The organism is uncultured Streptococcus sp., from assembly GCF_963521865.1.
Lineage (GTDB): Bacteria > Bacillota > Bacilli > Lactobacillales > Streptococcaceae > Streptococcus.
This window is the reverse complement of the sequence record NZ_CAUQWY010000017.1, coordinates 16,848-41,595: the sequence shown is the minus strand read 5'-3', so window position 1 is coordinate 41,595 and position 24,748 is coordinate 16,848. Positions and strand designations below refer to the sequence as shown.

24 protein-coding genes, 1 pseudogene and 1 riboswitch are annotated in these 24,748 nt (G+C 39.2%); of the genes and pseudogenes, 22 read left to right on the top strand and 3 right to left on the bottom strand.

Annotation, left to right across the window (positions count from 1 at the left end; all coding sequences use genetic code 11):
• The first annotated feature begins 101 nt into the window (after positions 1–101).
• The 11 genes and pseudogenes from RWO85_RS06075 to RWO85_RS06025 all read left to right on the top strand — a co-directional run.
• Positions 102–1,961, top strand: coding sequence for a site-specific DNA-methyltransferase (locus RWO85_RS06075; protein ID WP_314414695.1), 1,860 nt, complete (start codon positions 102–104; stop codon positions 1,959–1,961).
• A gap of 3 nt (positions 1,962–1,964) precedes the next feature.
• A complete protein-coding gene (locus tag RWO85_RS06070) occupies positions 1,965–4,607 on the top strand; it encodes a DEAD/DEAH box helicase family protein (protein WP_314414693.1) in 2,643 nt (880 codons plus the stop codon).
• Positions 4,608–4,792: 185 nt separating this feature from the next.
• A riboswitch (glycine riboswitch) is annotated at positions 4,793–4,881 on the top strand.
• A gap of 90 nt (positions 4,882–4,971) precedes the next feature.
• Positions 4,972–6,294 carry a sodium:alanine symporter family protein gene (locus RWO85_RS06065; RefSeq protein ID WP_314414691.1) on the top strand — a complete coding sequence of 441 codons (1,323 nt, stop codon included), beginning with the start codon at positions 4,972–4,974 and terminating at the stop codon, positions 6,292–6,294.
• Positions 6,295–6,425: 131 nt separating this feature from the next.
• Positions 6,426–6,974 carry a carboxymuconolactone decarboxylase family protein gene (locus RWO85_RS06060; RefSeq protein ID WP_000206768.1) on the top strand — a complete coding sequence of 183 codons (549 nt, stop codon included), beginning with the start codon at positions 6,426–6,428 and terminating at the stop codon, positions 6,972–6,974.
• A 109-nt stretch (positions 6,975–7,083) separates the two neighbouring features.
• Entirely contained in the window at positions 7,084–7,983 is a 900-nt protein-coding gene (locus tag RWO85_RS06055) for a TDT family transporter (protein ID WP_314414689.1), read from the top strand.
• A 179-nt stretch (positions 7,984–8,162) separates the two neighbouring features.
• Entirely contained in the window at positions 8,163–8,780 is a 618-nt protein-coding gene (locus RWO85_RS06050; protein ID WP_020902977.1) for a TetR/AcrR family transcriptional regulator, read from the top strand.
• A gap of 109 nt (positions 8,781–8,889) precedes the next feature.
• The gene (locus tag RWO85_RS06045) at positions 8,890–9,600 is read left to right on the top strand and encodes an ABC transporter ATP-binding protein (protein ID WP_314414687.1); all 711 of its coding nucleotides are present in this window, start codon (positions 8,890–8,892) and stop codon (positions 9,598–9,600) included.
• Positions 9,593–11,152, top strand: coding sequence for a hypothetical protein (locus RWO85_RS06040; protein WP_314414686.1), 1,560 nt, complete (start codon positions 9,593–9,595; stop codon positions 11,150–11,152). Before RWO85_RS06045 ends, RWO85_RS06040 begins: the two co-directional genes overlap by 8 nt.
• 19 nt (positions 11,153–11,171) lie before the next feature.
• Complete coding sequence (locus tag RWO85_RS06035; RefSeq protein ID WP_314414684.1) at positions 11,172–11,393, top strand: DUF1648 domain-containing protein; 222 nt, start codon at positions 11,172–11,174, stop codon at positions 11,391–11,393.
• A 2-nt stretch (positions 11,394–11,395) separates the two neighbouring features.
• Entirely contained in the window at positions 11,396–11,731 is a 336-nt protein-coding gene (locus RWO85_RS06030; protein ID WP_260467952.1) for a GntR family transcriptional regulator, read from the top strand.
• Positions 11,732–12,046: 315 nt separating this feature from the next.
• A pseudogene (locus tag RWO85_RS06025) lies at positions 12,047–12,352 on the top strand (transposase); the annotation flags it as partial.
• A 38-nt stretch (positions 12,353–12,390) separates the two neighbouring features.
• Here the strand turns inward: RWO85_RS06025 and serS are convergent.
• From serS to RWO85_RS06010, 3 genes are all read right to left on the bottom strand, one after another.
• A complete protein-coding gene (serS, locus tag RWO85_RS06020; RefSeq protein ID WP_314414683.1) occupies positions 12,391–13,665 on the bottom strand; it encodes a serine--tRNA ligase in 1,275 nt (424 codons plus the stop codon).
• Between the two features lie 213 nt (positions 13,666–13,878).
• Positions 13,879–14,250 (bottom strand): DUF956 family protein, encoded by a 372-nt coding sequence (locus RWO85_RS06015; RefSeq protein WP_314414681.1) that lies wholly within the window; start codon positions 14,248–14,250, stop codon positions 13,879–13,881.
• Between the two features lie 2 nt (positions 14,251–14,252).
• Entirely contained in the window at positions 14,253–15,617 is a 1,365-nt protein-coding gene (locus tag RWO85_RS06010; protein ID WP_314414679.1) for an aspartate kinase, read from the bottom strand.
• A gap of 212 nt (positions 15,618–15,829) precedes the next feature.
• On the opposite strand from RWO85_RS06010, the gene RWO85_RS06005 reads away from it, so the two are divergent.
• The 11 genes from RWO85_RS06005 to accC all read left to right on the top strand — a co-directional run bounded on the left by RWO85_RS06005 (position 15,830) and on the right by accC (position 24,721).
• Positions 15,830–16,615 carry an enoyl-CoA hydratase gene (locus RWO85_RS06005; RefSeq protein WP_314414677.1) on the top strand — a complete coding sequence of 262 codons (786 nt, stop codon included), beginning with the start codon at positions 15,830–15,832 and terminating at the stop codon, positions 16,613–16,615.
• A gap of 92 nt (positions 16,616–16,707) precedes the next feature.
• Positions 16,708–17,142 carry a MarR family winged helix-turn-helix transcriptional regulator gene (locus RWO85_RS06000; RefSeq protein ID WP_000386351.1) on the top strand — a complete coding sequence of 145 codons (435 nt, stop codon included), beginning with the start codon at positions 16,708–16,710 and terminating at the stop codon, positions 17,140–17,142.
• Positions 17,142–18,116, top strand: a complete 975-nt coding sequence (locus RWO85_RS05995; protein WP_314414675.1) for a beta-ketoacyl-ACP synthase III — start codon at positions 17,142–17,144, stop codon at positions 18,114–18,116. Before RWO85_RS06000 ends, RWO85_RS05995 begins: the two co-directional genes overlap by 1 nt.
• Before the next feature lie 58 nt (positions 18,117–18,174).
• Positions 18,175–18,399 (top strand): acyl carrier protein, encoded by a 225-nt coding sequence (locus RWO85_RS05990; RefSeq protein ID WP_000257838.1) that lies wholly within the window; start codon positions 18,175–18,177, stop codon positions 18,397–18,399.
• A gap of 116 nt (positions 18,400–18,515) precedes the next feature.
• Positions 18,516–19,490: an enoyl-[acyl-carrier-protein] reductase FabK gene (gene fabK, locus RWO85_RS05985; protein ID WP_314414673.1), complete on the top strand. Its 975-nt coding sequence runs from the start codon at positions 18,516–18,518 to the stop codon at positions 19,488–19,490.
• On the top strand, positions 19,483–20,406 hold the full coding sequence (fabD, locus tag RWO85_RS05980; RefSeq protein ID WP_314414671.1) for an ACP S-malonyltransferase: 924 nt from the start codon (positions 19,483–19,485) through the stop codon (positions 20,404–20,406). Before fabK ends, fabD begins: the two co-directional genes overlap by 8 nt.
• A 40-nt stretch (positions 20,407–20,446) precedes the next feature.
• The gene (fabG, locus tag RWO85_RS05975) at positions 20,447–21,178 is read left to right on the top strand and encodes a 3-oxoacyl-[acyl-carrier-protein] reductase (RefSeq protein WP_314414670.1); all 732 of its coding nucleotides are present in this window, start codon (positions 20,447–20,449) and stop codon (positions 21,176–21,178) included.
• A gap of 21 nt (positions 21,179–21,199) precedes the next feature.
• Complete coding sequence (gene fabF / locus RWO85_RS05970) at positions 21,200–22,435, top strand: beta-ketoacyl-ACP synthase II (protein ID WP_223336115.1); 1,236 nt, start codon at positions 21,200–21,202, stop codon at positions 22,433–22,435.
• A gap of 2 nt (positions 22,436–22,437) precedes the next feature.
• Complete coding sequence (gene accB / locus RWO85_RS05965; RefSeq protein WP_314414667.1) at positions 22,438–22,923, top strand: acetyl-CoA carboxylase biotin carboxyl carrier protein; 486 nt, start codon at positions 22,438–22,440, stop codon at positions 22,921–22,923.
• On the top strand, positions 22,920–23,342 hold the full coding sequence (gene fabZ / locus RWO85_RS05960; protein WP_314414666.1) for a 3-hydroxyacyl-ACP dehydratase FabZ: 423 nt from the start codon (positions 22,920–22,922) through the stop codon (positions 23,340–23,342). Before accB ends, fabZ begins: the two co-directional genes overlap by 4 nt.
• Positions 23,343–23,353: 11 nt before the next feature.
• Positions 23,354–24,721, top strand: a complete 1,368-nt coding sequence (gene accC / locus RWO85_RS05955) for an acetyl-CoA carboxylase biotin carboxylase subunit (protein ID WP_314414665.1) — start codon at positions 23,354–23,356, stop codon at positions 24,719–24,721.
• Positions 24,722–24,748: the final 27 nt, after the last annotated feature.

Here is a 24,748-nt window from a genome sequence, read left to right as displayed (position 1 = left end):
AAAATTGAATAAAACCGAAGGGTATACCCTTCCTTTATATATACATATAAAGGAATACTATCAGCCCTTCACAAATTTTAAGTGAGAAGGAAATTCCATATATGAAACACGAATTGGAGCAAGTCCTCGCTAAAAATCCTGATTTTTTAGTGGACGGCGTACTAAATAAAAATAAACTAGCAGAGCTGGCAAGGCAGTATAATCCTGAGTTGCTTAATCAGTTGATGAGTAATGAAAAAATGACCAATTATTTCTTTTCAAAACTACAAAATGGGGTATTGGTCTTTAAAAAAGATATCTTTTTGCAATTTCTGAATAATAAGGAGTTCTTGCCCGACAGCTTTACAGCCTACAAAACAAAAATAGGTCTTGGGACGTCAGACAGAAATTATCTTTCTGAAAACAAAGAAGTTGTGCTGAATTTTCCTTATAAAGATTGTGTGCTTGAGGGAGGGCAAACTAAGGACGATGTGAAACGTCAAGAGATTTTCTTTAACGAGACGCTTGCTCCAGCGGAAATCAATCGCTTGCTGGATGATAAGGTCTTGACTAACTTTAAACGCTATGACAAAGATGGCGAACATGAAGTGGAAGAGTTAGCAGATACTGATAATCTTATCATCAAAGGGAATAATCTTATCGTTCTGCATAGTTTGAAAAAACGTTTTGCTGGGAAGGTCAAGCTCATTTATATTGACCCGCCTTACAATACAGGTAATGATAGCTTTAATTACAATGATAACTTCAATCATTCAACATGGTTAATTTTTATGAAGAATCGTTTAGAGGTGGCTCGAGAGTTGCTGAGTGATGATGGCTTAATTTTTGTACAATGTGATGACAATGAACAAGCATATCTAAAAGTTTTGATGGATGAGGTGTTCAGCAGAAATAATTTTATCTCAAATATTGTCTGGAAAGGTCGAGGAGGTCGTCAAGATAGTAAATATGTTGCTCAAATTCACGAAACTATAATTTTTTACGCAAAAAATAAAGAACGAGCGATCTTGAATAAAGCTTTTATCGAAGACACTTCAAACTATGCTTATGAAGATAGCCGAGGAAACTATAAAACTCAGCTTATTCGAAAATGGGGAAGCAACAGTCGAAGAGAAGACCGCCCTAACCTCTTCTATGAAGTTGAATTTGAGGGTAATAAAGTATTGCCAATCTTACCGAATGGAGATGATGGGTGCTGGAGATGGAGTAAAAATAGACTTGAAGAAGCTATAAAAAATGATATGGTAGTGTCACTTGAAAAAGATGGTAGAACAGAGCTCTACGAAAAAATATATAAAGGTGATGGGAAGAAACAAACAGTTTTTACATCTTGGATTGATGAAAGTTTTTCTGGTCAGGGAACTAAAGTTTTAGAAGAAATTTTCAAAGAAAAAGTTTTTGATTACCCTAAGCCAGAACAGCTGGTTAAAAAGTTTATTGATTTAACGACCGATGATGGAGACATCGTCCTAGATTACCACCTCGGATCAGGTACAACAGCAGCCGTTGCCCATAAAATGAACCGCCAGTACATTGGTATTGAACAAATGGACTACATTGAGACCGTGTCCGTTAAACGTTTGGAAAAAGTGATTGAGGGCGAACAAGGTGGTATTTCAAAATCTGTCGACTGGCAGGGTGGAGGTTCGTTTGTCTACTGCGAACTCAAAAATGATGCTCAAGATTTCAAAAATACAGTCTTAGAGGCAAGAGAGCCTGAAACTCTATCTCAACTATTTGAACAGGCTAAAAAGTCTTCGTTCCTATCTTATCGTGTCGACCCTAAAAAGTTGAAAAAGTCAGAGTTCGAAAAACTTTCACTAGCTGAACAAAAACAAGTCTTGCTGGAGTTGGTGGATAATAATAACCTGTATGTTAATTACTCAGAGATAGATGATAGCGACTATGGCATTTCACTAGAAGAGAAAAAACTCAATAGAGACTTCTATGGAGAGGAGTAAGCGATGGCTTTTGTGTATGAAATTTATAAGCAAGCTAGTGAAAATGGCTTCATTGACTTTAAGGCAAGCATTCCAGACTACATCACGCAAAATCTGAAATTTCCACTGCGTCCTTACCAGAAAGAGGCGGTAGGGAGGTATCTCTACTACAAAAGGGATGAGAAAAATCGAAAAAAACCAGAACAAGTCCTTTACAATATGGCGACAGGTTCAGGAAAAACTTTGCTGATGGCAGCGATTATCCTCGAAAAATTTAAACAGGGTGAACGGAATTTTATTTTTTTTGTGAATAACGACAATATCCTTACCAAGACAAGGGCAAACTTCTTACCTAATGAGATGGGAAAATACTTGTTTGCGGATAAAATAACGATTGATAATCAAGTGGTGGGAATACGTGAAGTGACAGATTTTTCCGATAGTCAACCTGATAGTATCAATATTGTTTTTACAACCATTCAAAAACTTCACCAAGATTTAAATACCCCAAGGGAAAATCGCCTAACTTATGAGCAATTTGAAGATTTGTCGCTTGTGTTATTGGCAGATGAGGCTCATCACTTGAATGCTGGACTTGGTAAAAAAGAAAAAGACGAGAACGACAGCTGGACGGCGACGATTGAAAATATTCAAAGTACAGCACGTAAATCTTCTTTATTTGAATTTACAGCAACCATTGACTTAGCAAATCCAGATATTACCCAAAAATATGAAAAATCTTTGATTTTCAAGTATGACTTGAAAGAGTTCCGCTTGGATAAGTACTCTAAAGATGTTCTTTTCCACTTGGTAGATAATGAACTTCCAATTCGTATGTTGCAGGCAATCATTATCAGCCAATACCGCAAGAAAATCGCCTTGAAACATGGCATCAACCTCAAACCTTTGGTCTTGTTTAAGTCGCAAAAAATTGCTGAAAATAAAGGAAACTTAGAGGCTTTTTTGGATATGTTAGCCAAGCTGTCAGTAGAACAAGTACAGTCTCAAAAAAACTTAACTGCAAATGATGAGGAGCAAAAAAATATCTTGGAAAAAGCATTTGCTTTTTTTGAGGAGTCTGGACTTTCTTTTCAAGATTTAATTGAGGAATTGCAGGAAGATTTTCGCCGTGAACGCTTACTCGTGATTGATGGGAAAAACAAGACTAGCAACAATTTAGTGGAGTTGAATACTCTGGAACTCCCTTCAAATGAAATTCGTGCTATTTTTGCAGTTGATATGCTCAACGAAGGCTGGGATGTTTTGAATCTTTTTGATATTGTTCGCCTTTACGATATTCGTGATGGTAAGACAACAAAGAACGGTTTTGTCGCAGGGAACACTACCAATGCAGAAAAGCAACTCATTGGTCGTGGTGCACGTTATTATCCCTTTGTGATTGATAATCAAATCGAGGAGAAGTTCACTCGTAAATTTGATGAAAATGAAAACAATGAACTTCGTGTCATAGAACAGCTTCATTATCATTCTGCCAATAATCCTCGTTATATTTCTGAATTAAAGCAAGTCTTGCGTGAGTCTGGAATTTTTGATGATGTCAATTTAGAAGAGCGTGAATTAAAGCTAAAAAAATCTTTCAAACAAACACGAACCTATACAGATGGTCTGGTTTGGATGAATAAACGTCTTTCTTATCAAGAATATGTTGAACAACGACAAGAAAGTTTGTTGGATACCTCTTTCATTCCGAGTTCCTTTGAGGTACGTTTACCGACTTTCAACACAAGAGATTTTGAAGCTTTCTCAGAAGATGATGTTTTTGCGACGGATTCGATAAACACCTTAAACTTTGAGTTTGGAAAAGAAATTACTTCCAATATTGTTCGAGCGGCTATCAATCGCAATAAACAGTATACCTTTAAAAACTTGCAGAAAGCTTTCTTTGGCTTGAGTGGTGTATCTGCCTTCATCGAAATGCTTTCAAAAGTTAATATTATAGTAGAATCTTCTTTATCACAAATAAGTGAGTTAACTTCAGACCAAAAACTCTATATTACAGAACAGCTTTTGTATAGCATTGAAAAAGATATCGTTCCAACTGAAGAGCGCTTTTATGGCTCAGCTAATTTTGAATCTGTTCCTGTACGTGAAGTTTTTGAAGAGAATATCTTGAGAAAGTATACTGTTAATGTAAGTGGGAATGCAGAGTTTGGACGGTCACAAAAAACCAAGTCTGAAACAGAAATTTTTGAAAATATCGATCAACTAGATTGGTATGCCTATGATGATAACTTTGGAACAAGCGAGGAGAAATATCTGGTGCGTGCTATCCGTGAATTGATGAATGATTTGCAGGAAAAGTGGTCTGATATTTATCTTTTGCGAAATGAGAAAGCAGTGAAAATCTATAGTTTTGACGAAGGGCGTGCTTTTGAGCCTGACTTTATCTTGCTTGCAAATGATAAAAAAGTTGGAAATACTTCTTGGCAGATTTTCATTGAGCCAAAAGGAAGTCAATTTTTGGATAGTAATAATACCTTCAAAAATAGTAAAGAAGGCTGGAAAGAGAAATTCTTACTGCAAATTACTGAAAGAGATGAGGCAAGAACTTTGTTGGACGATGAACGTTATCGTATCGTCGGTCTTCCTTTCTTTAATAATGAGATGAGCAGAGAAGTTGTAAATAGTAATTTAAAAGATTTATAGCGTAAATTGGGGAGTTTATGATTTCGAAAATGATTACCAAGTTTAGTTAACTGAGTCAAATAAGATTTTTCCAAAATCCATTGACAAAAGCCAACATTTTTTGTAAAATAAGAATCAATTAAATACCAACACCGAATGAAGTTTAATAGAAGTGGGGAATCGTTTGATTTTCCATGACTGTAAATGGACGGAACTCTGGAGAGACCGTAAAGGCACCGAAGGGGCAAGGCAGGCAACTGCTCAAACTCTCAGGTAAAAGGACAGAGCTAGGATAGACCGCTTTTTAGCATTTATCTAAGCATTCCAGAGTACATGTATCTCGCATGTGCTCTTTCTTTTGGGGTTGAAAAGATAGGAGAAGGAAATGTTAGAATTGCTTAAATCAATTGATGCTTTTGCTTGGGGACCACCCCTCTTGATTTTATTGGTCGGAACAGGGATTTACCTAACTGCCCGTTTAGGACTTTTGCAGGTTTTGCGTCTCTCTAAGGCCTTTCAGCTTATTTTTATCAAGGATAAGGGGCATGGGGATGTATCCAGTTTTGCGGCCTTGTGTACAGCCCTGGCAGCGACAGTTGGTACGGGAAATATTATCGGGGTGGCGACAGCTATCAAGGTCGGTGGACCAGGAGCTCTCTTTTGGATGTGGATGGCGGCTTTCTTTGGAATGGCAACCAAGTATGCGGAAGGTTTATTAGCTATTAAATACAGGACTAAAGACGATAACGGTGCTGTTGCAGGAGGTCCCATGCACTATATCCTCCTAGGGATGGGAGAAAAGTGGCGACCACTTGCCATCTTTTTTGCCATCGCAGGTGTCTTAGTAGCTTTGTTGGGAATCGGGACCTTCACTCAAGTCAACTCGATTACAGAATCGATCCAAAATACAACGACTATTTCGCCAGCTATCACGGCTCTTGTTTTGTCTGTCTTAGTAGCGATTGCCGTTTTTGGCGGGCTCAAGTCCATTTCAAAGGTTTCAACTGCTGTTGTTCCTTTTATGGCCATCATCTATATTTTGGGAACTCTTACAGTTATTTTCTTTAATATCGGGAAAATTCCTTCTACAATCGCTTTAATCTTGACATCAGCTTTTAGTCCTATTGCTGCGATAGGTGGATTTGCTGGTGCTAGCATTCGGATGGCTATCCAAAATGGTGTGGCGCGTGGTGTCTTTTCAAACGAATCTGGTCTAGGTTCTGCTCCCATTGCAGCTGCTGCAGCTAAGACAAATGAACCAGTAGAGCAAGGTTTGATTTCCATGACAGGAACCTTTATTGATACCCTCATCATTTGTACTCTGACTGGTTTGACTATCTTGGTAACTGGAGTATGGAATAGTGACTTGAATGGAGTGGCTTTGACTCAGTCAGCCTTCTCAACAGTCTTTTCACACTTTGGACCTGCCCTCTTGACCATTTTCCTTGTACTCTTTGCCTTTACAACGATTCTAGGTTGGAACTACTATGGAGAACGCTGTTTCGAGTTCCTCTTTGGTGTTCGTTTTATCTGGCTCTACCGTGTGATTTTTGTGCTCATGGTCTTGCTGGGAGGATTTATCGAGTTGGATATGGTTTGGATTATCGCAGATATCGTCAACGCTTTGATGGCTCTGCCAAACTTGATTGCCCTCTTAGTTTTATCACCAGTTGTTATTGCTGAGACTAAAAAGTATTTTAATAAATAATAGAATCACACATCGCGTGTGATTTTTTGCTTTCATAAAAAATTTCTATCAGTGCAATTTAAAATATATATTATACACGGTATAGAATCTGTGATAGACTAGATTTCAACAACATGAAAAGAGGTTTTATGATGACAACATTTACAATCCATACAGTAGAATCAGCACCAGCAGAAGTGAAAGAAGTTCTTGAAACAGTAGAAAAAGATAACAATGGCTATATTCCTAACCTAATCGGTCTCTTGGCTAATGCACCTACTGCTTTAGAGGCTTACCGTACTGTCGGAGCCATCAACCGTCGCAACAGCCTGACACCTGTTGAGCGCGAAGTAGTGCAAATCACGGCAGCTGTGACCAATGGTTGTGCCTTCTGCGTCGCAGGTCACACAGCCTTTTCAATTAAACAAATCCAGATGAATGATGACCTTCTGCAAGCCCTTCGCAATCGTACTCCAATTGAAACAGATCCTAAATTGGACACCCTAGCTAAATTTACCTTGGCAGTTATCAATACCAAGGGTCGTGTAGGAGATGAAGCCTTGGCTGAGTTTTTAGAAGCTGGCTACACTCAACAAAATGCCTTGGATGTGGTTCTTGGTGTCAGCCTAGCAAGCCTCTGTAACTATGCCAACAACCTAGCCAATACACCAATTAATCCAGAATTGCAACCTTATGCTTAATCCATATCTGAGAAAAATGAAGTCTAAAATAATTGGACTTCGTTTTTTTAAATCCTCATTTAAGCGCTTTTATGCTATACTGAAACTAACATGATTATTGGAGGTTAGGATGAAAAAACTCCCCTTGGTATTTTCTGGTTGTTTGCTAGGTTTGGCAGGAGCTGGAAATCTCGTTTTAGATACGTTGCCGGTTCTGTCCCATCTGTTGAGTCTGACAGGTTTGAGTTTGTGGATTTACTTTCTGCTTCTGCATCTCTTTAATTGGAAAGAGACCAAGCAAGAATTGACCAAGCCCCCTCTTTTGTCAGGAATGGCAACCTTTCCCATGGCTGGAATGATTTTATCGACCTATGTCTTTCGCGTGTTCGCTCATCTTCCTATAGTAGCGCAAGGGCTCTGGTGGTTTTCATTTCTCTTGGATTTGGCCCTGATTGCTGGATTCACCATCAAATTTGCCTGTCCTGGTCGGAGGGTTCATTCCACTCCTAGCTGGACGGTTCTCTATGTGGGAATAGCAGTGGCAGCTTTGACTTATCCACTGGTAGGTATCATCGAAATTGCCTATGCTACTTTGAGTTTTGGGTTTTTATTGACATTCTATCTCTATCCCCTTATTTATAACGATTTAAAGAAACATCCACTCCCTGTAGCCATGCTTGGACAGGAAGGAATCTATTGTGCTCCTTTCTCTCTGCTCTTGGCTTCTCTAGTTCGAGTTGGAGGAGAGAGCCTACCGACTTGGTTCTTGATCGTCATGATTTTGTCTTCTCAATCCTTCTTTTTCTTTGTTTTAACTCGTCTACCTAATATTTTAAAACAAGGCTTTCAACCAGCCTTCTCAGCCTTAACCTTCCCAACCATTATCACGGCTACCTCGCTTAAGATGGGTCAAGGAATCTTGAAACTTCCATTTCTGGATTATCTGGTAGTGGCTGAAACTGTTATTTGCTTAACTATTTTACTCTTTGTATTAGGCGCTTATCTGATTTGGTTACGAAAAAAGGTCTAGCTAGAAATAGCTAAACCTTTTTTCGTAAGTGTCCGTATACTTACTGTGCTTACTACAAAAGTGAAGTAAGCATTTTTCTAAAATTGTAAATATATTATACTATAAAATTCAAGAGAAATGAGAAAACAAGATTGACAAATTGTCAGTAAAGTAGTATGATGTACAACAGGGGGAATAAAATGCGAGATGTAAAAGAACCGGAAATACGACGTGCTGAAATTATGGATGCTGCAATGCTACTCTTTATAGAACAAGGATATACTAATACAACAACTCAGGATATTGTTGACAAAGTAAATATATCAAGAGGCTTGCTGTACTATCACTTTAAGAATAAAGAAGATATCTTATATTGTCTGGTAGAACAATATTCAGATAAATTATTGAAGGATATTCATGCTATTGTTTATGATGAAGATAAAACTGCCATTGAAAAAATTAGAGCTTTTATAGATGCCACAATTATTTCTTCGGAAAATATTTCAGCAGAGGGAACTGAGTTACAAAAGACGGTTGATCTTGAAGAAAATCGTTATATGTTAGATAAGTTATCCCATAAGCTCATCGAAAAACTGACCATATATTTTGAGAGGATAATAAATCAAGGTATATTAGAAAAAGTATTTTTTGTAAAATATCCATCAGAAACAGCAGAATTCCTGATGACAGCCTATGTTTTTGTTTCTAATAACATAGGTATAAAAACTTCAAAGAAAGAACCTGTCAAAGATTACTTGGATGCATTTAAGATAATGCTAGAACAAAACCTAAATACAGAGGAGCTCTTTAGCTATTAAAAAGAGATGAAATTTCTGTAAAGAGAACTATGTGCCGATAGCTAAATAAAAACAAGCTATCGGTATTATTTCAAAATATAACTGACAAATTGTCAATGAAGGTAAAAATATGTTAGAGATAAAGAATTTTAGTAAATGTTATGGGGATAAAAAGGTTGTGGATAACCTATCTATTTCAGTACAACCTGGAGATATTTATGGTTTTATTGGGGCAAATGGTGCAGGAAAAACGACAACGATAAAGGCAGTTGTCGGTATCCATGATTTTGAATATGGAAGTATAGATATTAACGGTCATTCTATTAAAGAAGAGCCTATTATTTGTAAAAAAATGATGGCGTATATTCCAGATAATCCAGATTTGTATGAACATATGACAGGAATTCAATATATTAATTTTATTGCTGACCTGTTTGAAATTCCTACTAAAATACGCAGGGAAAGGATCCAAAAATATGGTGATTTGTTTGATATGACTGAGCATCTTTCGGGGATGATATCTTCGTATTCACATGGTATGAAGCAACGAACAGCTATTATTTCTGCACTGGTACATTCTCCTAAACTGTTGATTCTAGATGAACCCTTTGTTGGGCTGGATCCCAAAGCAACTTTCCTACTAAAGCAAATTATGAATGAGTGTGTTTCAGATGGAGGCGCTATTTTCTTTTCAACCCATGTATTGGACGTTGCAGAAAAATTATGTAATAAGATTGCCATTATCAAAAATGGAAAGTTAGTTGCAAGTGGTAATACAGGAGATGTCAAAGGTGATGAATCATTGGAGGCATTTTTCATGGAGGTGCAGGACGATGAGTAACATTTGGATACTAATTAAAGCACAATTGATAAATTTCTTTCCGATTAACGAGATTAGAGAGACGGGAAATAAAAAACAAAGTTCAATGGCTATTGCGAGTTTTGGCATAATAACTCTTGCGTTATTTTGCTTTGTTTATAATATACTAACTGCTAAAATATTGGTACAAGTCGGACAGTATGATTTGATACCAGCATATATGGTCTCTGTCTCAAGTTTTTCAATACTATTTTTAACAGTATTTTATTCGAATGGCATTTTATTTGGAAGTCGAGATATGGAAATTCTCTTATCTTTACCTGTTAAAAGTTCGGATATTATTACCAGCAAGTTCATGTTTATGTACTTATTGAATTTTTTTATAGGATTGATGTTTATGCTCCCGGGTGGAATTGTATGGATCTTGAATGGAAGTTTAAACGTCTTACAAATTGTACTGTATTTTACTTCTATCATCTTTGCTCCCTTGATACCTATGTGTATAGCAGCATGTATGGGAATCATTGTTGTGACTATTTCATCTTATTTTAAGAGAAAAAATGTTATTGCTCTAATCTTTTCATTTGCAATGATAGGCATAATTGGATATATTGCAGTGTCAGCTATGAAATCAGGTAATGAAGACAGCATTGAGGTCATGCTTTCTAAGCAAATTACAGAACTGTATCCAATATCCGGGTTATTCGTGCAACACACAAATTTTCCAATGTATATTGGAATGGGATTATTTATTGCTTTTTCAACAGCAGTTTTTTATATATTTGTAAAAATTGTTGCGATGAAGTATGGATTGCTTAATACTCTTGCTAAAACAACATCAAGATATTCTAATAACAAAAAATCTTATAATAGAAAATCGATATTTCTTGCCTTGTATAAAAAAGAAATAGGACGCTTTTTAAGCTCGTACATGGCGGTCTTGAATGCAGGCCTTGGTGTAATACTTTTATGTGTTTTTAGTATATTTTTGTTTTTTAATTCTGTAGAACAAATAGGAGAGTCTTCAGGGATAGAAAATATAAATGAATCTCTCTCAAATTTTGCTCCATTATTTATTGCATCTATGCTCTCGCTCAGTTGCCCGGCAGCTTCAGCGATATCTTTAGAAGGAAAAAACATTTGGATTTTGCAAAGCTCTCCTGTTAAGGTAAAAATGATCTTAAATTCCAAGATAGCTGTAAACCTTACACTTCATTTGATTGGATATATGATTTCCATATTTGCATTTGCTCTAAAACTTAATATGAACTTTATTCAAGTTATTAACCTAATAATTGTTCCTGTATGCTATTCGATCTTTATAACAGTGATAGGAATTTCCCTAAATAAAAAGTATCCAAATTATGAATGGGAAAGCGAGATGATGGTTGTAAAGCAGAGCATGCCTGTTATTGTGTCTGGATTTGTTGGGATAATTGCACTCATTACACCAATTCTTCTTAATTGGTTTTTAAATCTTTCGATAACATCAGTTTTGCAGATAATATCAGTTACTTTACTTGTTATTTCAAGCGAAGTTTATATAAAAGTTAGCAAGTCAAATTTTATTTAGTTTAAGGAAGGAAAATGGTATGAAAGTTGGACTGTTAAAAGATGTCTTGGTGTTGATATTAATGATTGTTGTAATATTTATTATTTGCATATTTCTCCCAGAGAAAATTCCTGTTCATTTCAATGCAAAAGGAGTTGCAGATATATTTGCTAATAAATATTATCTTCTGTTTGCTACGGTTATTCCGTATTCTGCTTATTGGAAATTTATACGAGGAAGGAAAAATAAAAAGGTTAAGTGAATATGTATCCATATTTACAAATAGCATCTGTGATACGAGCAACTATTTTAAGAGGTAAGTATGTACCGGGGCAACAGCTACCTCCCATAAGGACTTTAGCAGAGAGGGAAGAATGTAATCCTGCAACCGTCCAAAAAGCATTAAAAGTTCTTGAAAAACAGGGGTTGATTGTCAGTCGTGGAAGTAAAGGATATTTTGTTACTGAAAGTGAGAAGAAAATAATTGAATTAAGAAATCAGCATTTGAACAGGCTTATAAAAATATTGTTTGAAAAACTATATGCCTTAGGATTTTCGAATTCTGAGATTATTAAACTATTTGATAGAATAGAAACTTAAATAGTGAATAAAAATCAGTTATGTGTGAAGAAAATAAAGATACTGACTATTTAGATTATTGATAAAATGGATGAAATGAATATGGAAGAATCGAAACATCTAATGTTAGAAATACCCAAGAAACATAATATTCCTCTTTTCAATAATCTCTATAGTAGATTATTGTTTCAGATGCAAGCTGAAACATGCAAGTGTAGCTAAAGAAGTGTTCTTATTCTTACGTTTTAGAGGACGCAGGTGGACAGAAAAAGGCTCCACAATATCCATAAGGGATTTACCCACTACAAATATTATAGTGCCTATAATCTCTATTAACTCTTGCTTTTTCACTTTCAGAATAAGGAACCTGACAAATTCATCGGACTCATTGAGGACAATCTAAAGCAGGTTCATCCTCTTTTTCAGACTGTCTTTAAAACCTTCCTCAAGGGCAAAGAGAAAATCATCAACGCCCTTCAACTACCCTATTCCAACGCAAACTTGGAAGCAACGAATAATCTCATTAAATTTATCAAGCGCAATGCCTTTGGTTTTCGGAACTTTGAAAACTTCAAAAAACGGATTTTCATCGCTCTGAACATCAAAAAAGAAAGGACGAAATTTGTCCTTTCTCGATCTTAGCTGACTTCAACCCACTACAGTTGACAATGAGGCATTTTTTATGGTTTGATAACTTCAGCTCCACCCATATATGGACGAAGAACTTCAGGAATGGTCACAGAACCATCTGCATTTTGGTAGTTTTCAAGAATAGCAGCCACTGTACGTCCAACTGCAAGTCCAGAACCGTTCAAAGTGTGAAGGAGTTTCACCTTGCCATCTGCTTCATCACGGTAACGGATTTGGGCACGACGGGCTTGGAAATCTTCTGTGTTTGAACAGCTTGAGATTTCACGGTAAGTATTTTGCGCTGGAATCCAAACTTCCAAGTCGTAAGTCTTGGCAGCTGAGAAGCCCATATCTCCAGTAGAGAGAGCAACGACACGGTATGGAAGGTTCAGTTTTTGAAGGATATTTTCAGCGTTGGCTGTCATTTTTTCCAATTCTTCGTAAGATTCTTCTGGTTTGGCAAATTTAACCATTTCAACCTTGTGGAATTGGTGCAGACGAATCAAGCCACGAGTATCACGACCAGCAGAACCAGCCTCAGAACGGAATGAAGGACTCATAGCAGTGAAGTAGATTGGTAGGTCTTTACCGTCAAGGATTTCATCACGGTAGTAGTTTGTTAGAGGGACTTCAGCTGTAGGGATAAGGACATAATTGCTGTCGCTGAGTTCAAAAGTGTCTTCCTTGAATTTTGGATATTGACCAGTACCAAACATAGAGTCATGGTTAACCATGTAAGGTGTGATGACTTCAGTATAGCCTTCTTTGGCATGCTCATCCAACATAAAGTTATAGATAGCACGTTCCAAACGAGCACCGAGTCCTTTATAGAAGAGGAAGCGAGCTCCTGTTACCTTACCGCCACGTTCCCAATCAAGGATACCAAGGTCTTCGCCAAGATCCCAGTGAGCTTTAGGTTCGAAATCAAACTCGCGTGGAGTACCCCAACGGCGAACTTCCACATTGTCATCTTCGTCAACCCCAATAGGAACGCTATCAGCTGGAATATTTGGAAGAGTCGTTGTAAATTCTGTCAATTTAGCATCGATTTCTGCCAATTCAGCATCCAAGGCTTTAACCTCAGCAGATAGATTTTGCATAGCAGCAATTTTGTCATCTGCATTTTCTTTGTTGCGTTTGGCTTGGGCAATCTCAGCAGAAACTGTGTTACGTTCTGCTTTGAGAGTTTCAACCTTGACCAAGATGTCTCGACGTTTAGCGTCGATTTCTTTCATCTCGTTTAAGATAGCAGCATCTACACCACGTGTAGCCAATTTTTCTGCGACAGCATCAAAGTCTGTACGAATACGCTTGATATCTAACATAAGAACTCCTTTATGAAAAAAGCACACCTGACAAAGCGTTGGAGTGGCAGGGCCACGGTTCCATCCAACTTCACAGGTGTGCACTTGATTGTTTATGTAATTGTTATTAACGGTAGAATTTCACTTATCTCTCCTATCTGCTCGCAGCACCCGCAGACTTTCTGAAAGAAGAAGATAACCTACTTATCCGTTGCTATGATTATACTAAAGTTTCTACTTTTTTGCAAATAGATTTTTAAATTTTTGACCAATTGTTTGAATTAGGGTAGGAAGCTTGACGACCTTATCATTACCCAGTTTTTCGCGAGCAATTTTGAGAATGGCACCTGAGTCTTTTGATGCAAAGAGGAATTTTCCTCTGTCTGTAAAGACTTCGAAGTGGCGACTGATTTTGCGACCAGTGACATTGGCTCCAATCTGGTTGATATGGCTCCAAGGAATCTGGATAAATTGTTCGACATTGACATCTGGATAAAATTCTAAAGCCTGATCTCCGACCAGGAATTTCCCAACTTTCCCAGCTATAGAGAGATAGGAAGTGCCTGTCGTATTGAGGAGCACTGTTTTGTTAAGAGATTGGACCATGATTAGTTTTCCTTACTTTCACCGAAAAAGGCATTGTAGAGGGCTTTAATTGCTGCTTTTTCTTGATCCTTATTGACAACAAACATGATAGAAACTTCACTAGAACCTTGAGACATCATCTGGATATTGATCTTGTTTTCAGATAGAGCACGTGTAGCAGTAGCAGTTACTCCGATATGACTCTTCATTTTTTCTCCAACAATCATAATGATTGAAAGGTCATGTTCGATTTCTGCATGGTCTACTTCAGCTTTTTGAACCAACTGACGCAGGATTTCTTCTTCCTTGATAGGAGTTAGTTCACGAGAACGAAGAATGATTGAAAGATCGTCGATACCAGTTGGCATATGTTCCCAACCGATGTTGAGGTCTTCAAGGATTTGAAGAACCTTGCGACCAAATCCAATCTCGCGGTTCATGAGGTATTTAGACATGTTGATGCTGACAAAGTCAGAATCACCGGCAATTCCCACAACTGGGAATTCATCACTACTGTGTTTTAGAACGATACGAGTACCTGGGTGGTCAGGGTTGTTGGTATTCTTGATAACTAGAGGAATTTTTCCACGGTAGGCAGGAAGAAGAGCTTCGTCATGAAGAACTGAGAATCCTGCATAAGCCAACTCACGCATTTCACGGTAGGTTAACTCAGGAATCGAGTGTGGTTGGTGGATAATTCCTGGGTGAGCTGCAAAGATACCATCAACGTCTGTAAAGTTTTCATAGAGGTCTGCCTTAACACCGGCAGCAATGATAGAACCTGTAATGTCTGATCCTCCACGTGAGAAGGTACAGATTTGATTTTCCTTTGTAACTCCAAAGAAACCAGGAATGACAAGAACCTCATTTGTATTTGTCAATTCCTCAATCTTGTCATAACTTGATGGAATGATGCGAGCGTGGCCAGGTTCACTTGTTACCACAATCCCAGCTTCTCTAGGATGAACATAGCGTGCATCGATACCGTTTTGGTTAAAATAGGCAGCGATCAATTTAGCATTGTTATTTTCACCAGCTGCTAGGAAAGTATCGTAGAGAAATTCATTTTCATCAATAGGAAGAGTGGCCAAGGCGCGAATACTTTTTGAAATTTTCTCTAGAACAGCTGGTTTTAGTCCTAATTCACTAACCATGGCAGCATAGCGGTCGATAATCCAGTTTTGACTCTTGCTAATATCGTTACCAGCAACATAGTCGCGATAGTATTTAATCAAGGCATCCGTAACCTTAGTATCTTCAGCATTGCGTTTACCAGGTGCAGAAACGACTACAAAACGGCGCTCTTTATCGCTTTTGACGATGTTCAAAACTTTTTCTAACTGACTAGCAGAGGCAAGAGAGCTACCTCCAAATTTAACAACTTTCATAAGAACTCCTAAAGTAAGTATTTTATACGATTATAGCAGAAAGAAAGCCTTTTTTCAATGAAGAAAATAAGCTATTTTACAGGGAAAGATAAGGAATCTAAAATCGGCTGAGACACTTATTACATTCTTATTCTTGCTTTTTTAGAGTAAAAAAGATATACTTTGATAATGAAATAATTTAACTTGCATATAAAAATAAAAAAGGAGTCCAGATGGAACATATTATTTATCAGCTTGAAGAGGATTTGGCAATTATTACTTTAAACCGTCCTGATGTCGCTAATGGTTTCCATATTCCCATGTGTGAGGAAATTTTAGAAGCCTTGACTCTGGCGGAAGAGAATCCAGCTGTGCATTTTATCTTGATCAATGCGAATGGCAAAGTCTTCTCAGTTGGGGGAGATTTAGTAGAGATGAAGCGGGCAGTGGATGAGGATGATATTCCATCATTGACGAAAATCGCAGAATTGGTCAATACGATTTCTTATAAAATCAAGCAAATTGCAAAGCCTGTTTTAATGGAAGTTGACGGTGCTGTTGCAGGCGCTGCAGCGAATATGGCTGTTGCCGCAGATTTCTGTTTAGCGACCGATAAGGCTAAATTTATCCAAGCCTTTGTTGGAGTTGGTTTGGCTCCAGATGCAGGAGGAATTCATCTCTTGAGCCGCAGTATCGGTGTGACGCGTGCTACTCAACTATCCATGACAGGAGAGGCTTTGACAGCAGAAAAAGCTCTAGAGTGGGGTGTGGTTTACCGCATTTCTGAAGCTGATAAGTTAGAAAAAACCAGAGAACAACTTCTTAAAAAATTAAGACGTGGTTCAAGCAATTCCTATGCTGCCATTAAGAAGTTGGTTTGGGAGAGCCAATTTAAAGATTGGCAAGATTATGCTGTTTTAGAACTGCATCTACAGGAATCACTGGCCAAAACAGAGGATTTCAAAGAGGGAGTTCGGGCTCATTCGGAGAGAAGAAGACCTAAATTTACAGGAAAATAAAAAAATACTTGCGCCATTCTTTGAAGTTTGATATAATTCTTTTGTCAAATGTTTTGATTGTAAAAGTTTTTTGAGAAGGAGGGAAAGAAAGATTGGACTACCAACGAATTAATGAATATTTAACATCTATATTTAACAATGTCCTCGTCATTGAGGAAGTTAGCTTGAGAGGTAGTCGTTTCAAGGATATCTCCATCAAAGAAATGCATACGATTGATGTGATTGGGAAATTCCCAGATGTAACACCAAGTCAAGTGTCGAAAGAGTTGATGGTGACTCTTGGGACAGTTACGACTAGTTTGAATAATCTCGAACGCAAGGGTTACATTGAACGCATTCGTTCAGAACATGATCGACGTGTAGTGCATCTGCATTTGACAAAGAAAGGTCGCTTGGTTCATAGACTACATAAACGCTTCCACAAGGCCATGGTTGAAAAAATCATTGATGGTATGAGTAAGCAAGAAATTGAGGTTATGAGCAAAGGTTTGACCAATCTTTATCAATTTTTGGAGGATTTGAGATAATGGCTTTTGCAAAAATAAGCCAGGTTGCTCATTATGTGCCAGAGCAAGTGGTTACAAATCATGATTTGGCTCAGATTATGGATACCAATGATGAGTGGATTTCAAGTCGGACGGGAATACGACAAAGGCATATCTCAAGAACAGAATCTACTAGTGATTTGGCTACAGAGGTTGCTAAGAAACTGATGGCAAAAGCTGGAATCACAGGAGAGGAGCTGGATTTTATCATCCTAGCTACCATTACTCCTGATTCGATGATGCCCTCTACAGCTGCTCGTATCCAAGCTAATATTGGTGCTAATAAGGCCTTTGCTTTTGACCTAACAGCTGCTTGCAGTGGATTTGTATTTGCTCTTTCAACTGCTGAAAAGTTTATCGCTTCTGGTCGCTTTCAAAAAGGCTTGGTGATTGGTAGTGAAACCCTCTCTAAAGCAGTCGATTGGTCAGACCGATCAACAGCTGTTTTGTTTGGAGATGGTGCTGGTGGAGTCTTGCTAGAAGCTAGCGAGCAAGAGTATTTCTTAGCTGAGAGTCTCAATAGTGATGGAAGTCGCAGCGAGTGTCTGACCTATGGACATTCAGGTCTACATTCTCCATTTTCAAATCAAGAAAATGCAGATTCACTTTTGAAGATGGATGGACGCGCAGTCTTTGATTTTGCCATTCGGGATGTAGCTAAGTCTATCAAACAGACTATTGAAGAATCTCCTGTAGAGGCGACAGACTTGGATTATCTGCTACTTCATCAGGCTAATGACCGTATTTTGGATAAGATGGCTAGGAAAATCGGTGTCGACCGAGACAAACTTCCAGCCAATATGATGGAATATGGTAATACCAGTGCAGCCAGTATCCCGATTTTACTTTCAGAGTGTGTGGAACAAGGTCTCATCCATTTAGATGGTAGCCAGACTGTTCTGCTATCAGGCTTCGGTGGAGGCTTGACCTGGGGCACACTCATTCTTACAATTTAGGTAATCATGTGGTGAACACATTGTTATAAAAAACTATTTATTTTAAAGGAGTCCTATTATGGCAGTATTTGAAAAAGTACAAGAAATTATCGTTGAAGAACTTGGGAAAGACGCATCAGAAGTAACACTTGAATCAACTTTTGATGACTTGGACGCAGATTCATTGGACTTGTTCCAAGTAATCTCAGAAATCGAAGATGCTTTTGATATCCAAATCGAAGCAGAAGATGACTTGAAAACAGTTGGTGACTTGGTTGCCTACGTTGAAGAGCAAACAAAATAAACAGAATATAGATAGAAGGAGTAGGGAAACCCGCTCCCTCTTGTTTAGGCAATAGTTTGATTTTCAAATTATGACAATATCGAACTATTACGTAAGCAAGAAACGATGGAGGCACTATGAAAACGCGTATTACAGAATTATTGAACATTGATTATCCTATTTTCCAAGGAGGGATGGCCTGGGTTGCTGATGGTGATTTGGCAGGAGCTGTTTCTAAGGCTGGAGGACTAGGGATTATCGGTGGGGGGAATGCCCCTAAAGAAGTTGTCAAGGCAAATATTGATAAAATCAAATCATTGACTGATAAACCCTTCGGTGTCAACATTATGCTCTTGTCTCCCTTTGTGGAAGATATTGTAGACCTCGTTATTGAGGAAGGTGTTAAGGTAGTGACAACAGGAGCAGGAAATCCAAGCAAATACATGGAACGATTTCATGCTGCTGGTATAACAGTTATTCCTGTTGTGCCAAGTGTTGCCCTAGCTAAACGCATGGAAAAAATCGGTGCGGACGCTGTTATTGCAGAAGGAATGGAAGCTGGGGGACATATTGGGAAATTAACAACCATGACCTTGGTGCGCCAGGTAGCTGCAGCTGTATCTATTCCTGTTATTGCTGCAGGAGGGATTGCGGATGGTGAAGGTGCTGCGGCTGGCTTTATGCTAGGTGCAGAGGCTATTCAGGTTGGAACTCGTTTTGTCGTTGCAAAAGAGTCTAATGCCCATCCAAATTACAAGGCGAAAATTTTAAAAGCTAGAGATATTGATACTACGATTTCAGCTCAACACTTTGGACATGCTGTTCGTGCGATTAAAAATCAGTTGACTCGTGATTTTGAACAAGCTGAAAAAGATGCCTTTAAACAAGACAATCCAGATTTGGAAATTTTTGAACAAATGGGAGCAGGTGCTCTAGCCAAAGCGGTTGTTCACGGAGATGTGGATGGTGGCTCTGTTATGGCAGGTCAGATCGCAGGACTTGTTTCCAAAGAAGAAACCGTTGAAGAAATCCTAAAAGATTTGTATTACGGAGCAGCTAAGAAAATTCAAGAAGAAGCCTCTCGTTGGGCAGGAGTTGTAAGAAATGACTAAAACAGCCTTTTTATTTGCTGGCCAAGGTGCCCAGTATCTAGGTATGGGACGGGATCTCTATGATCAGTATCCGATTGTCAGAGAGACGATTGATCAAGCGAGTCAGGTACTCGGTTATGATTTGCGTCATCTCATTGATAGGGAAGAAGAAAAACTCAATCAGACCCGCTATACGCAACCAGCTATTTTAGCAACTTCAGTTGCTATCTATCGTTTATTGCAAGAAAAGGGCTATCAGCCTGATATGGTTGCTGGTTTATCCCTTGGAGAATACTCTGCCTTGGTGGCTAGTGGAGCCTTGGATTTTGAAGATGCGGTTGCCTTGGTAGCTAAGCGTGGAGCCTATATGGAAGAAGCAGCTCCTGCTGGATCTGGCAAGATGGTCGCAGTTCTCAATACGCCAGTAGAGGTCATTGAGGAAGCCTGTCGAAAAGCTTCTGAACTTGGAGTGGTCACTCCAGCCAACTATAACACACCTGCACAAATCGTGATTGGTGGAGAAGTGGTTGCAGTTGACCGAGCTGTTGAACTCTTGCAAGAAGCAGGTGCCAAACGCTTGATTCCTCTCAAGGTTTCAGGACCTTTTCATACCGCTCTCCTTGAGCCTGCTAGCCAGAAACTAGCTGAAACTCTAGCTCAGGTAAGTTTTTCAGATTTTACTTGTCCCCTAGTTGGCAATACAGAAGCTGCAGTTATGCAAAAAGAAGACATTGCTCAACTCTTGACGCGTCAGGTCAAGGAACCAGTTCGTTTCTATGAAAGTATTGCAGTTATGCAAGAAGCAGGCGTAACCAACTTTATTGAGATTGGACCGGGGAAAGTTTTGTCAGGCTTTGTCAAAAAAATTGATAAAACGGCTAAACTAGCCAATGTTGAAGATCAGGCGAGTTTGGAAACCTTGCTAGAAAACGAGTAATCCCTTCTCCCATAAATACAAGAGGAAACAGGAGAAAAGAATGCAACTAAAAAATAAAAATATCTTTATTACAGGTTCGAGTCGTGGAATCGGTCTTGCCATCGCCCACAAGTTTGCTCAAGCAGGAGCTAATATTGTATTAAACAGCCGTGGGGTCATCTCAGAAGAATTGCTAGCCGAGTTTTCAAACTATGGTGTCAAGGTGGTTCCTGTTTCAGGAGATGTGTCAGATTTTGCAGATGCTAAACGTATGGTTGAGCAAGCTATTGCAGAGCTGGGTTCAGTAGATGTTTTGGTCAATAATGCAGGGATTACCCAAGACACCCTGATGCTCAAGATGACAGAAGCGGATTTTGAAAAAGTGCTCAAGGTTAACTTGACTGGTGCCTTTAACATGACACAATCAGTCTTGAAACCGATGATGAAAGCCAGAGAAGGTGCTATCATTAATATGTCTAGTGTTGTTGGTTTGATGGGAAATATTGGCCAAGCTAACTATGCAGCTTCTAAGGCTGGTTTGATTGGTTTTACCAAGTCTGTGGCGCGTGAAGTGGCCAATCGCAATATCAGAGTTAATGCTATTGCACCTGGAATGATTGAGTCCGATATGACAGCTGTTCTATCAGACAAGGTAAAAGATGCCATGCTGGCTCAAATTCCTATGAAAGAATTTGGGCAGACAGAGCAGGTTGCAGATTTGACAGTATTTTTAGCAGGCCAAGATTATCTAACTGGTCAAGTGGTTGCCATTGATGGTGGCTTAAGTATGTAGCAGAAGCTAGAGGTGAAAAAGATGAAACTAAATCGCGTAGTAGTAACAGGTTATGGAGTAACATCTCCAATCGGAAATACACCAGAAGAATTTTGGAATAGTTTGACAACTGGAAAAATCGGAATTGGTCAAATTACAAAATTTGATCATAGTGACTTTGATGTGCATAATGCGGCAGAAATCCAAGATTTTCCTTTTGATAAATACTTTGTAAAGAAAGATACCAATCGTTTTGATAACTATTCTTTATATGCCTTGTATGCGGCCCAAGAAGCTGTTAATCATGCCAATTTGGATGTAGAGGCTCTTGATAAAGATCGTTTTGGTGTTATCGTTGCCTCAGGTATTGGTGGAATCAAAGAAATTGAAGATCAAGTGATTCGCCTAAATGACAAAGGACCAAAACGTGTGAAACCATTGACCCTTCCAAAAGCATTGCCAAATATGGCTTCAGGAAATGTCGCTATGCGTTTTGGAGCAAACGGTGTTTGTAAATCCATCAATACTGCCTGCGCTTCATCAAATGATGCGATTGGGGATGCCTTCCGCTCAATTAAATTTGGTTTCCAAGATGTTATGTTGGTAGGTGGTTCAGAAGCTTCTATTACACCTTTTGCTATCGCAGGTTTCCAAGCCCTAACAGCTCTTTCAACTACAGAGGATCCAAGTCGCGCTTCAATTCCATTTGACAAGGACCGCAATGGTTTTGTCATGGGAGAAGGTTCAGGAATGTTGGTTCTTGAAAGTCTTGAACATGCAGAAAAACGTGGGGCAACGATACTCGCTGAAGTGGTTGGTTATGGACATACCTGTGATGCCTACCACATGACTTCTCCTCATCCAGAAGGTCAGGGAGCTATCAAGGCCATCAAACTAGCCTTGGAAGAAGCTGAGATTTCCCCAGAACAAGTAGCCTATGTCAATGCTCACGGAACCTCAACTCCTGCCAATGAAAAAGGAGAAAGTGGTGCGATCGTAGCTGTTCTTGGTAAGGAAGTGCCTGTATCATCAACCAAGTCATTCACAGGACATTTGCTGGGTGCTGCAGGCGCGGTAGAAGCTATCGTCACAATCGAAGCTATGCGTCATAACTTTGTACCAATGACAGCTGGGACAAGCGAAGTATCAGACTATATCGAAGCCAATGTCGTTTATGGACAAGGCTTGGAGCAAGAAATTCCATACGCTATTTCAAATACCTTTGGTTTTGGTGGCCACAATGCAGTTCTTGCTTTCAAACGTTGGGAGAATAAGTAAGTATGAATTTAAACGATATTAAAGACTTGATGGCTCAATTTGACCAGTCAAGTTTGAGAGAATTTTCTTATAAGAATGGGACGGATGAGTTGGAGTTTAGCAAGAATGAAGCGAGACTTGTATCTGAAGTTGCACCTCAAGTTGCTCCAGCACCAGTTCTAGCAACACCTAGTCCAGTAGTTCCTACATCTGCTCCAGCAGAGACTGTAGTGGAAGAGACTTCGACGCCAGCTGAAGCAAGCGTGGCTGCTGAGGGAGATCTTGTAGAGAGCCCACTTGTTGGGGTGGCTTACTTGGCTGCTGGACCAGATAAACCTGCATTCGTTACAGTTGGTGATAGTGTTAAAAAAGGTCAAACATTGGTAATTATCGAAGCCATGAAAGTCATGAATGAAATCCCAGCTCCTAAGGATGGTGTGGTAACAGAAATTCTCGTTTCAAATGAAGAAATGGTTGAGTTTGGTAAAGGATTGGTACGTATCAAATGATCGATATTCAAGGAATCAAAGAAGCCCTTCCCCACCGTTATCCTATGCTCCTAGTAGACCGTGTCTTGGAAGTGAGCGAGGACACCATTGTTGCTATCAAAAATGTGACCATTAACGAGCCCTTCTTCAACGGTCATTTTCCTCAATATCCTGTCATGCCAGGTGTTCTTATCATGGAAGCCTTGGCGCAAACAGCTGGTGTCTTGGAGTTGTCAAAACCTGAAAATAAAGGAAAACTGGTCTTTTACGCTGGTATGGACAAGGTTAAATTCAAGAAGCAAGTTGTACCAGGTGACCAATTAGTTATGACGGCGACCTTTGTAAAACGTCGCGGTACCATTGCCGTGGTTAAAGCAAAGGCTGAAGTGGATGGCAAGCTTGCAGCTAGTGGTACTCTTACCTTTGCAATAGGGAACTAAGGAGGTTCTCCATGTTTCGAAAAATTTTAATTGCCAATCGTGGTGAAATTGCGGTTCGTATTATCCGTGCGGCGCGTGAATTAGGGATTGCGACGGTAGCGGTTTATTCAACTGCTGATAAGGAAGCCCTTCATACACTTTTGGCAGATGAAGCGGTTTGTATCGGTCCTGGTAAGGCTACAGAGTCTTATCTCAATATTAATGCGGTTCTATCAGCTGCAGTCTTGACTGAGGCAGAAGCCATTCACCCGGGTTTTGGATTTCTCAGTGAAAATTCCAAATTTGCTACCATGTGTGAAGAGGTGGGAATCAAGTTTATCGGTCCATCTGGCCATGTTATGGATATGATGGGGGATAAGATCAATGCGCGCGCTCAGATGATTAAAGCAGGTGTACCTGTTATTCCAGGTTCGGATGGAGAAGTGCATGACTCTGAGGAAGCTTTGATTGTTGCTGAAAAAATTGGCTATCCTGTTATGCTCAAGGCTTCAGCAGGTGGAGGTGGTAAAGGGATTCGTAAGGTTGAAAAACCAGACGACCTCGTTTCAGCCTTTGAAACTGCCTCTAGTGAAGCCAAGGCCAATTATGGCAATGGTGCCATGTACATAGAACGGGTCATCTATCCAGCTCGTCACATCGAGGTTCAAATCCTAGGAGATGAGCATGGACATGTAATTCACTTGGGAGAACGGGATTGTTCTCTTCAACGGAATAATCAAAAGGTTTTGGAAGAAAGTCCTTCGATTGCAATCGGAAAAACACTGCGCCATGAAATCGGTGCTGCTGCTGTTCGAGCGGCAGAGTCTGTTGGCTATGAGAATGCAGGGACCATTGAGTTTCTTCTTGATGAAGCTAGCGGTAAATTCTATTTTATGGAGATGAATACTCGTGTACAAGTAGAACATCCAGTAACAGAATTTGTTTCAGGTGTGGATATCGTTAAGGAACAAATTCGCATTGCGGCAGGTCAACCTCTGTCTGTTAAGCAAGAAGATATTGTTCTAAGAGGACATGCTATCGAGTGTCGTATCAATGCAGAAAACCCAGCCTTTAACTTTGCTCCAAGTCCAGGTAAGATTACCAATCTCCATCTGCCAAGTGGAGGAGTTGGCTTGCGCGTGGATTCAGCAGTTTATCCAGGCTATACCATTCCACCTTATTATGATAGTATGATTGCCAAAATCATCGTACACGGCGAAAATCGTTTTGATGCCTTGATGAAAATGCAACGTGCCCTCTATGAACTAGAGATAGAAGGGGTGCAGACCAATGCAGATTTCCAGCTTGACCTCATTTCAGATCGCAATGTCATTGCTGGGGATTATGATACTTCCTTCTTGATGGAAACCTTCTTACCTAAATATCAAGAAAAAGAATAAAATGACTTTAAGAGTTTAAACCGAAAA

Bases quoted from the DNA above. Each gene is read 5' to 3' on its own strand.
- RWO85_RS06050 (WP_020902977.1), top strand. From the start codon at position 8,163: ATGCGAGATGTAAAAGAACCGGAAATACGACGTGCTGAAATTATGGAT.
- RWO85_RS06030 (WP_260467952.1), top strand. From the start codon at position 11,396: ATGTATCCATATTTACAAATAGCATCTGTGATACGAGCAACTATTTTA.
- RWO85_RS06060 (WP_000206768.1), top strand. From the start codon at position 6,426: ATGACAACATTTACAATCCATACAGTAGAATCAGCACCAGCAGAAGTG.
- RWO85_RS06015 (WP_314414681.1), bottom strand. From the start codon at position 14,250: ATGGTCCAATCTCTTAACAAAACAGTGCTCCTCAATACGACAGGCACT.
- RWO85_RS06040 (WP_314414686.1), top strand. From the start codon at position 9,593: ATGAGTAACATTTGGATACTAATTAAAGCACAATTGATAAATTTCTTT.
- serS (WP_314414683.1), bottom strand. From the start codon at position 13,665: ATGTTAGATATCAAGCGTATTCGTACAGACTTTGATGCTGTCGCAGAA.
- RWO85_RS05995 (WP_314414675.1), top strand. From the start codon at position 17,142: ATGGCTTTTGCAAAAATAAGCCAGGTTGCTCATTATGTGCCAGAGCAA.
- fabD (WP_314414671.1), top strand. From the start codon at position 19,483: ATGACTAAAACAGCCTTTTTATTTGCTGGCCAAGGTGCCCAGTATCTA.
- accB (WP_314414667.1), top strand. From the start codon at position 22,438: ATGAATTTAAACGATATTAAAGACTTGATGGCTCAATTTGACCAGTCA.
- accC (WP_314414665.1), top strand. From the start codon at position 23,354: ATGTTTCGAAAAATTTTAATTGCCAATCGTGGTGAAATTGCGGTTCGT.
- RWO85_RS06065 (WP_314414691.1), top strand. From the start codon at position 4,972: ATGTTAGAATTGCTTAAATCAATTGATGCTTTTGCTTGGGGACCACCC.
- RWO85_RS06075 (WP_314414695.1), top strand. From the start codon at position 102: ATGAAACACGAATTGGAGCAAGTCCTCGCTAAAAATCCTGATTTTTTA.
- RWO85_RS06035 (WP_314414684.1), top strand. From the start codon at position 11,172: ATGAAAGTTGGACTGTTAAAAGATGTCTTGGTGTTGATATTAATGATT.
- fabG (WP_314414670.1), top strand. From the start codon at position 20,447: ATGCAACTAAAAAATAAAAATATCTTTATTACAGGTTCGAGTCGTGGA.
- RWO85_RS06070 (WP_314414693.1), top strand. From the start codon at position 1,965: ATGGCTTTTGTGTATGAAATTTATAAGCAAGCTAGTGAAAATGGCTTC.
- fabF (WP_223336115.1), top strand. From the start codon at position 21,200: ATGAAACTAAATCGCGTAGTAGTAACAGGTTATGGAGTAACATCTCCA.
- RWO85_RS06055 (WP_314414689.1), top strand. From the start codon at position 7,084: ATGAAAAAACTCCCCTTGGTATTTTCTGGTTGTTTGCTAGGTTTGGCA.
- RWO85_RS06045 (WP_314414687.1), top strand. From the start codon at position 8,890: ATGTTAGAGATAAAGAATTTTAGTAAATGTTATGGGGATAAAAAGGTT.
- RWO85_RS06010 (WP_314414679.1), bottom strand. From the start codon at position 15,617: ATGAAAGTTGTTAAATTTGGAGGTAGCTCTCTTGCCTCTGCTAGTCAG.
- RWO85_RS05990 (WP_000257838.1), top strand. From the start codon at position 18,175: ATGGCAGTATTTGAAAAAGTACAAGAAATTATCGTTGAAGAACTTGGG.
- RWO85_RS06005 (WP_314414677.1), top strand. From the start codon at position 15,830: ATGGAACATATTATTTATCAGCTTGAAGAGGATTTGGCAATTATTACT.
- fabZ (WP_314414666.1), top strand. From the start codon at position 22,920: ATGATCGATATTCAAGGAATCAAAGAAGCCCTTCCCCACCGTTATCCT.
- fabK (WP_314414673.1), top strand. From the start codon at position 18,516: ATGAAAACGCGTATTACAGAATTATTGAACATTGATTATCCTATTTTC.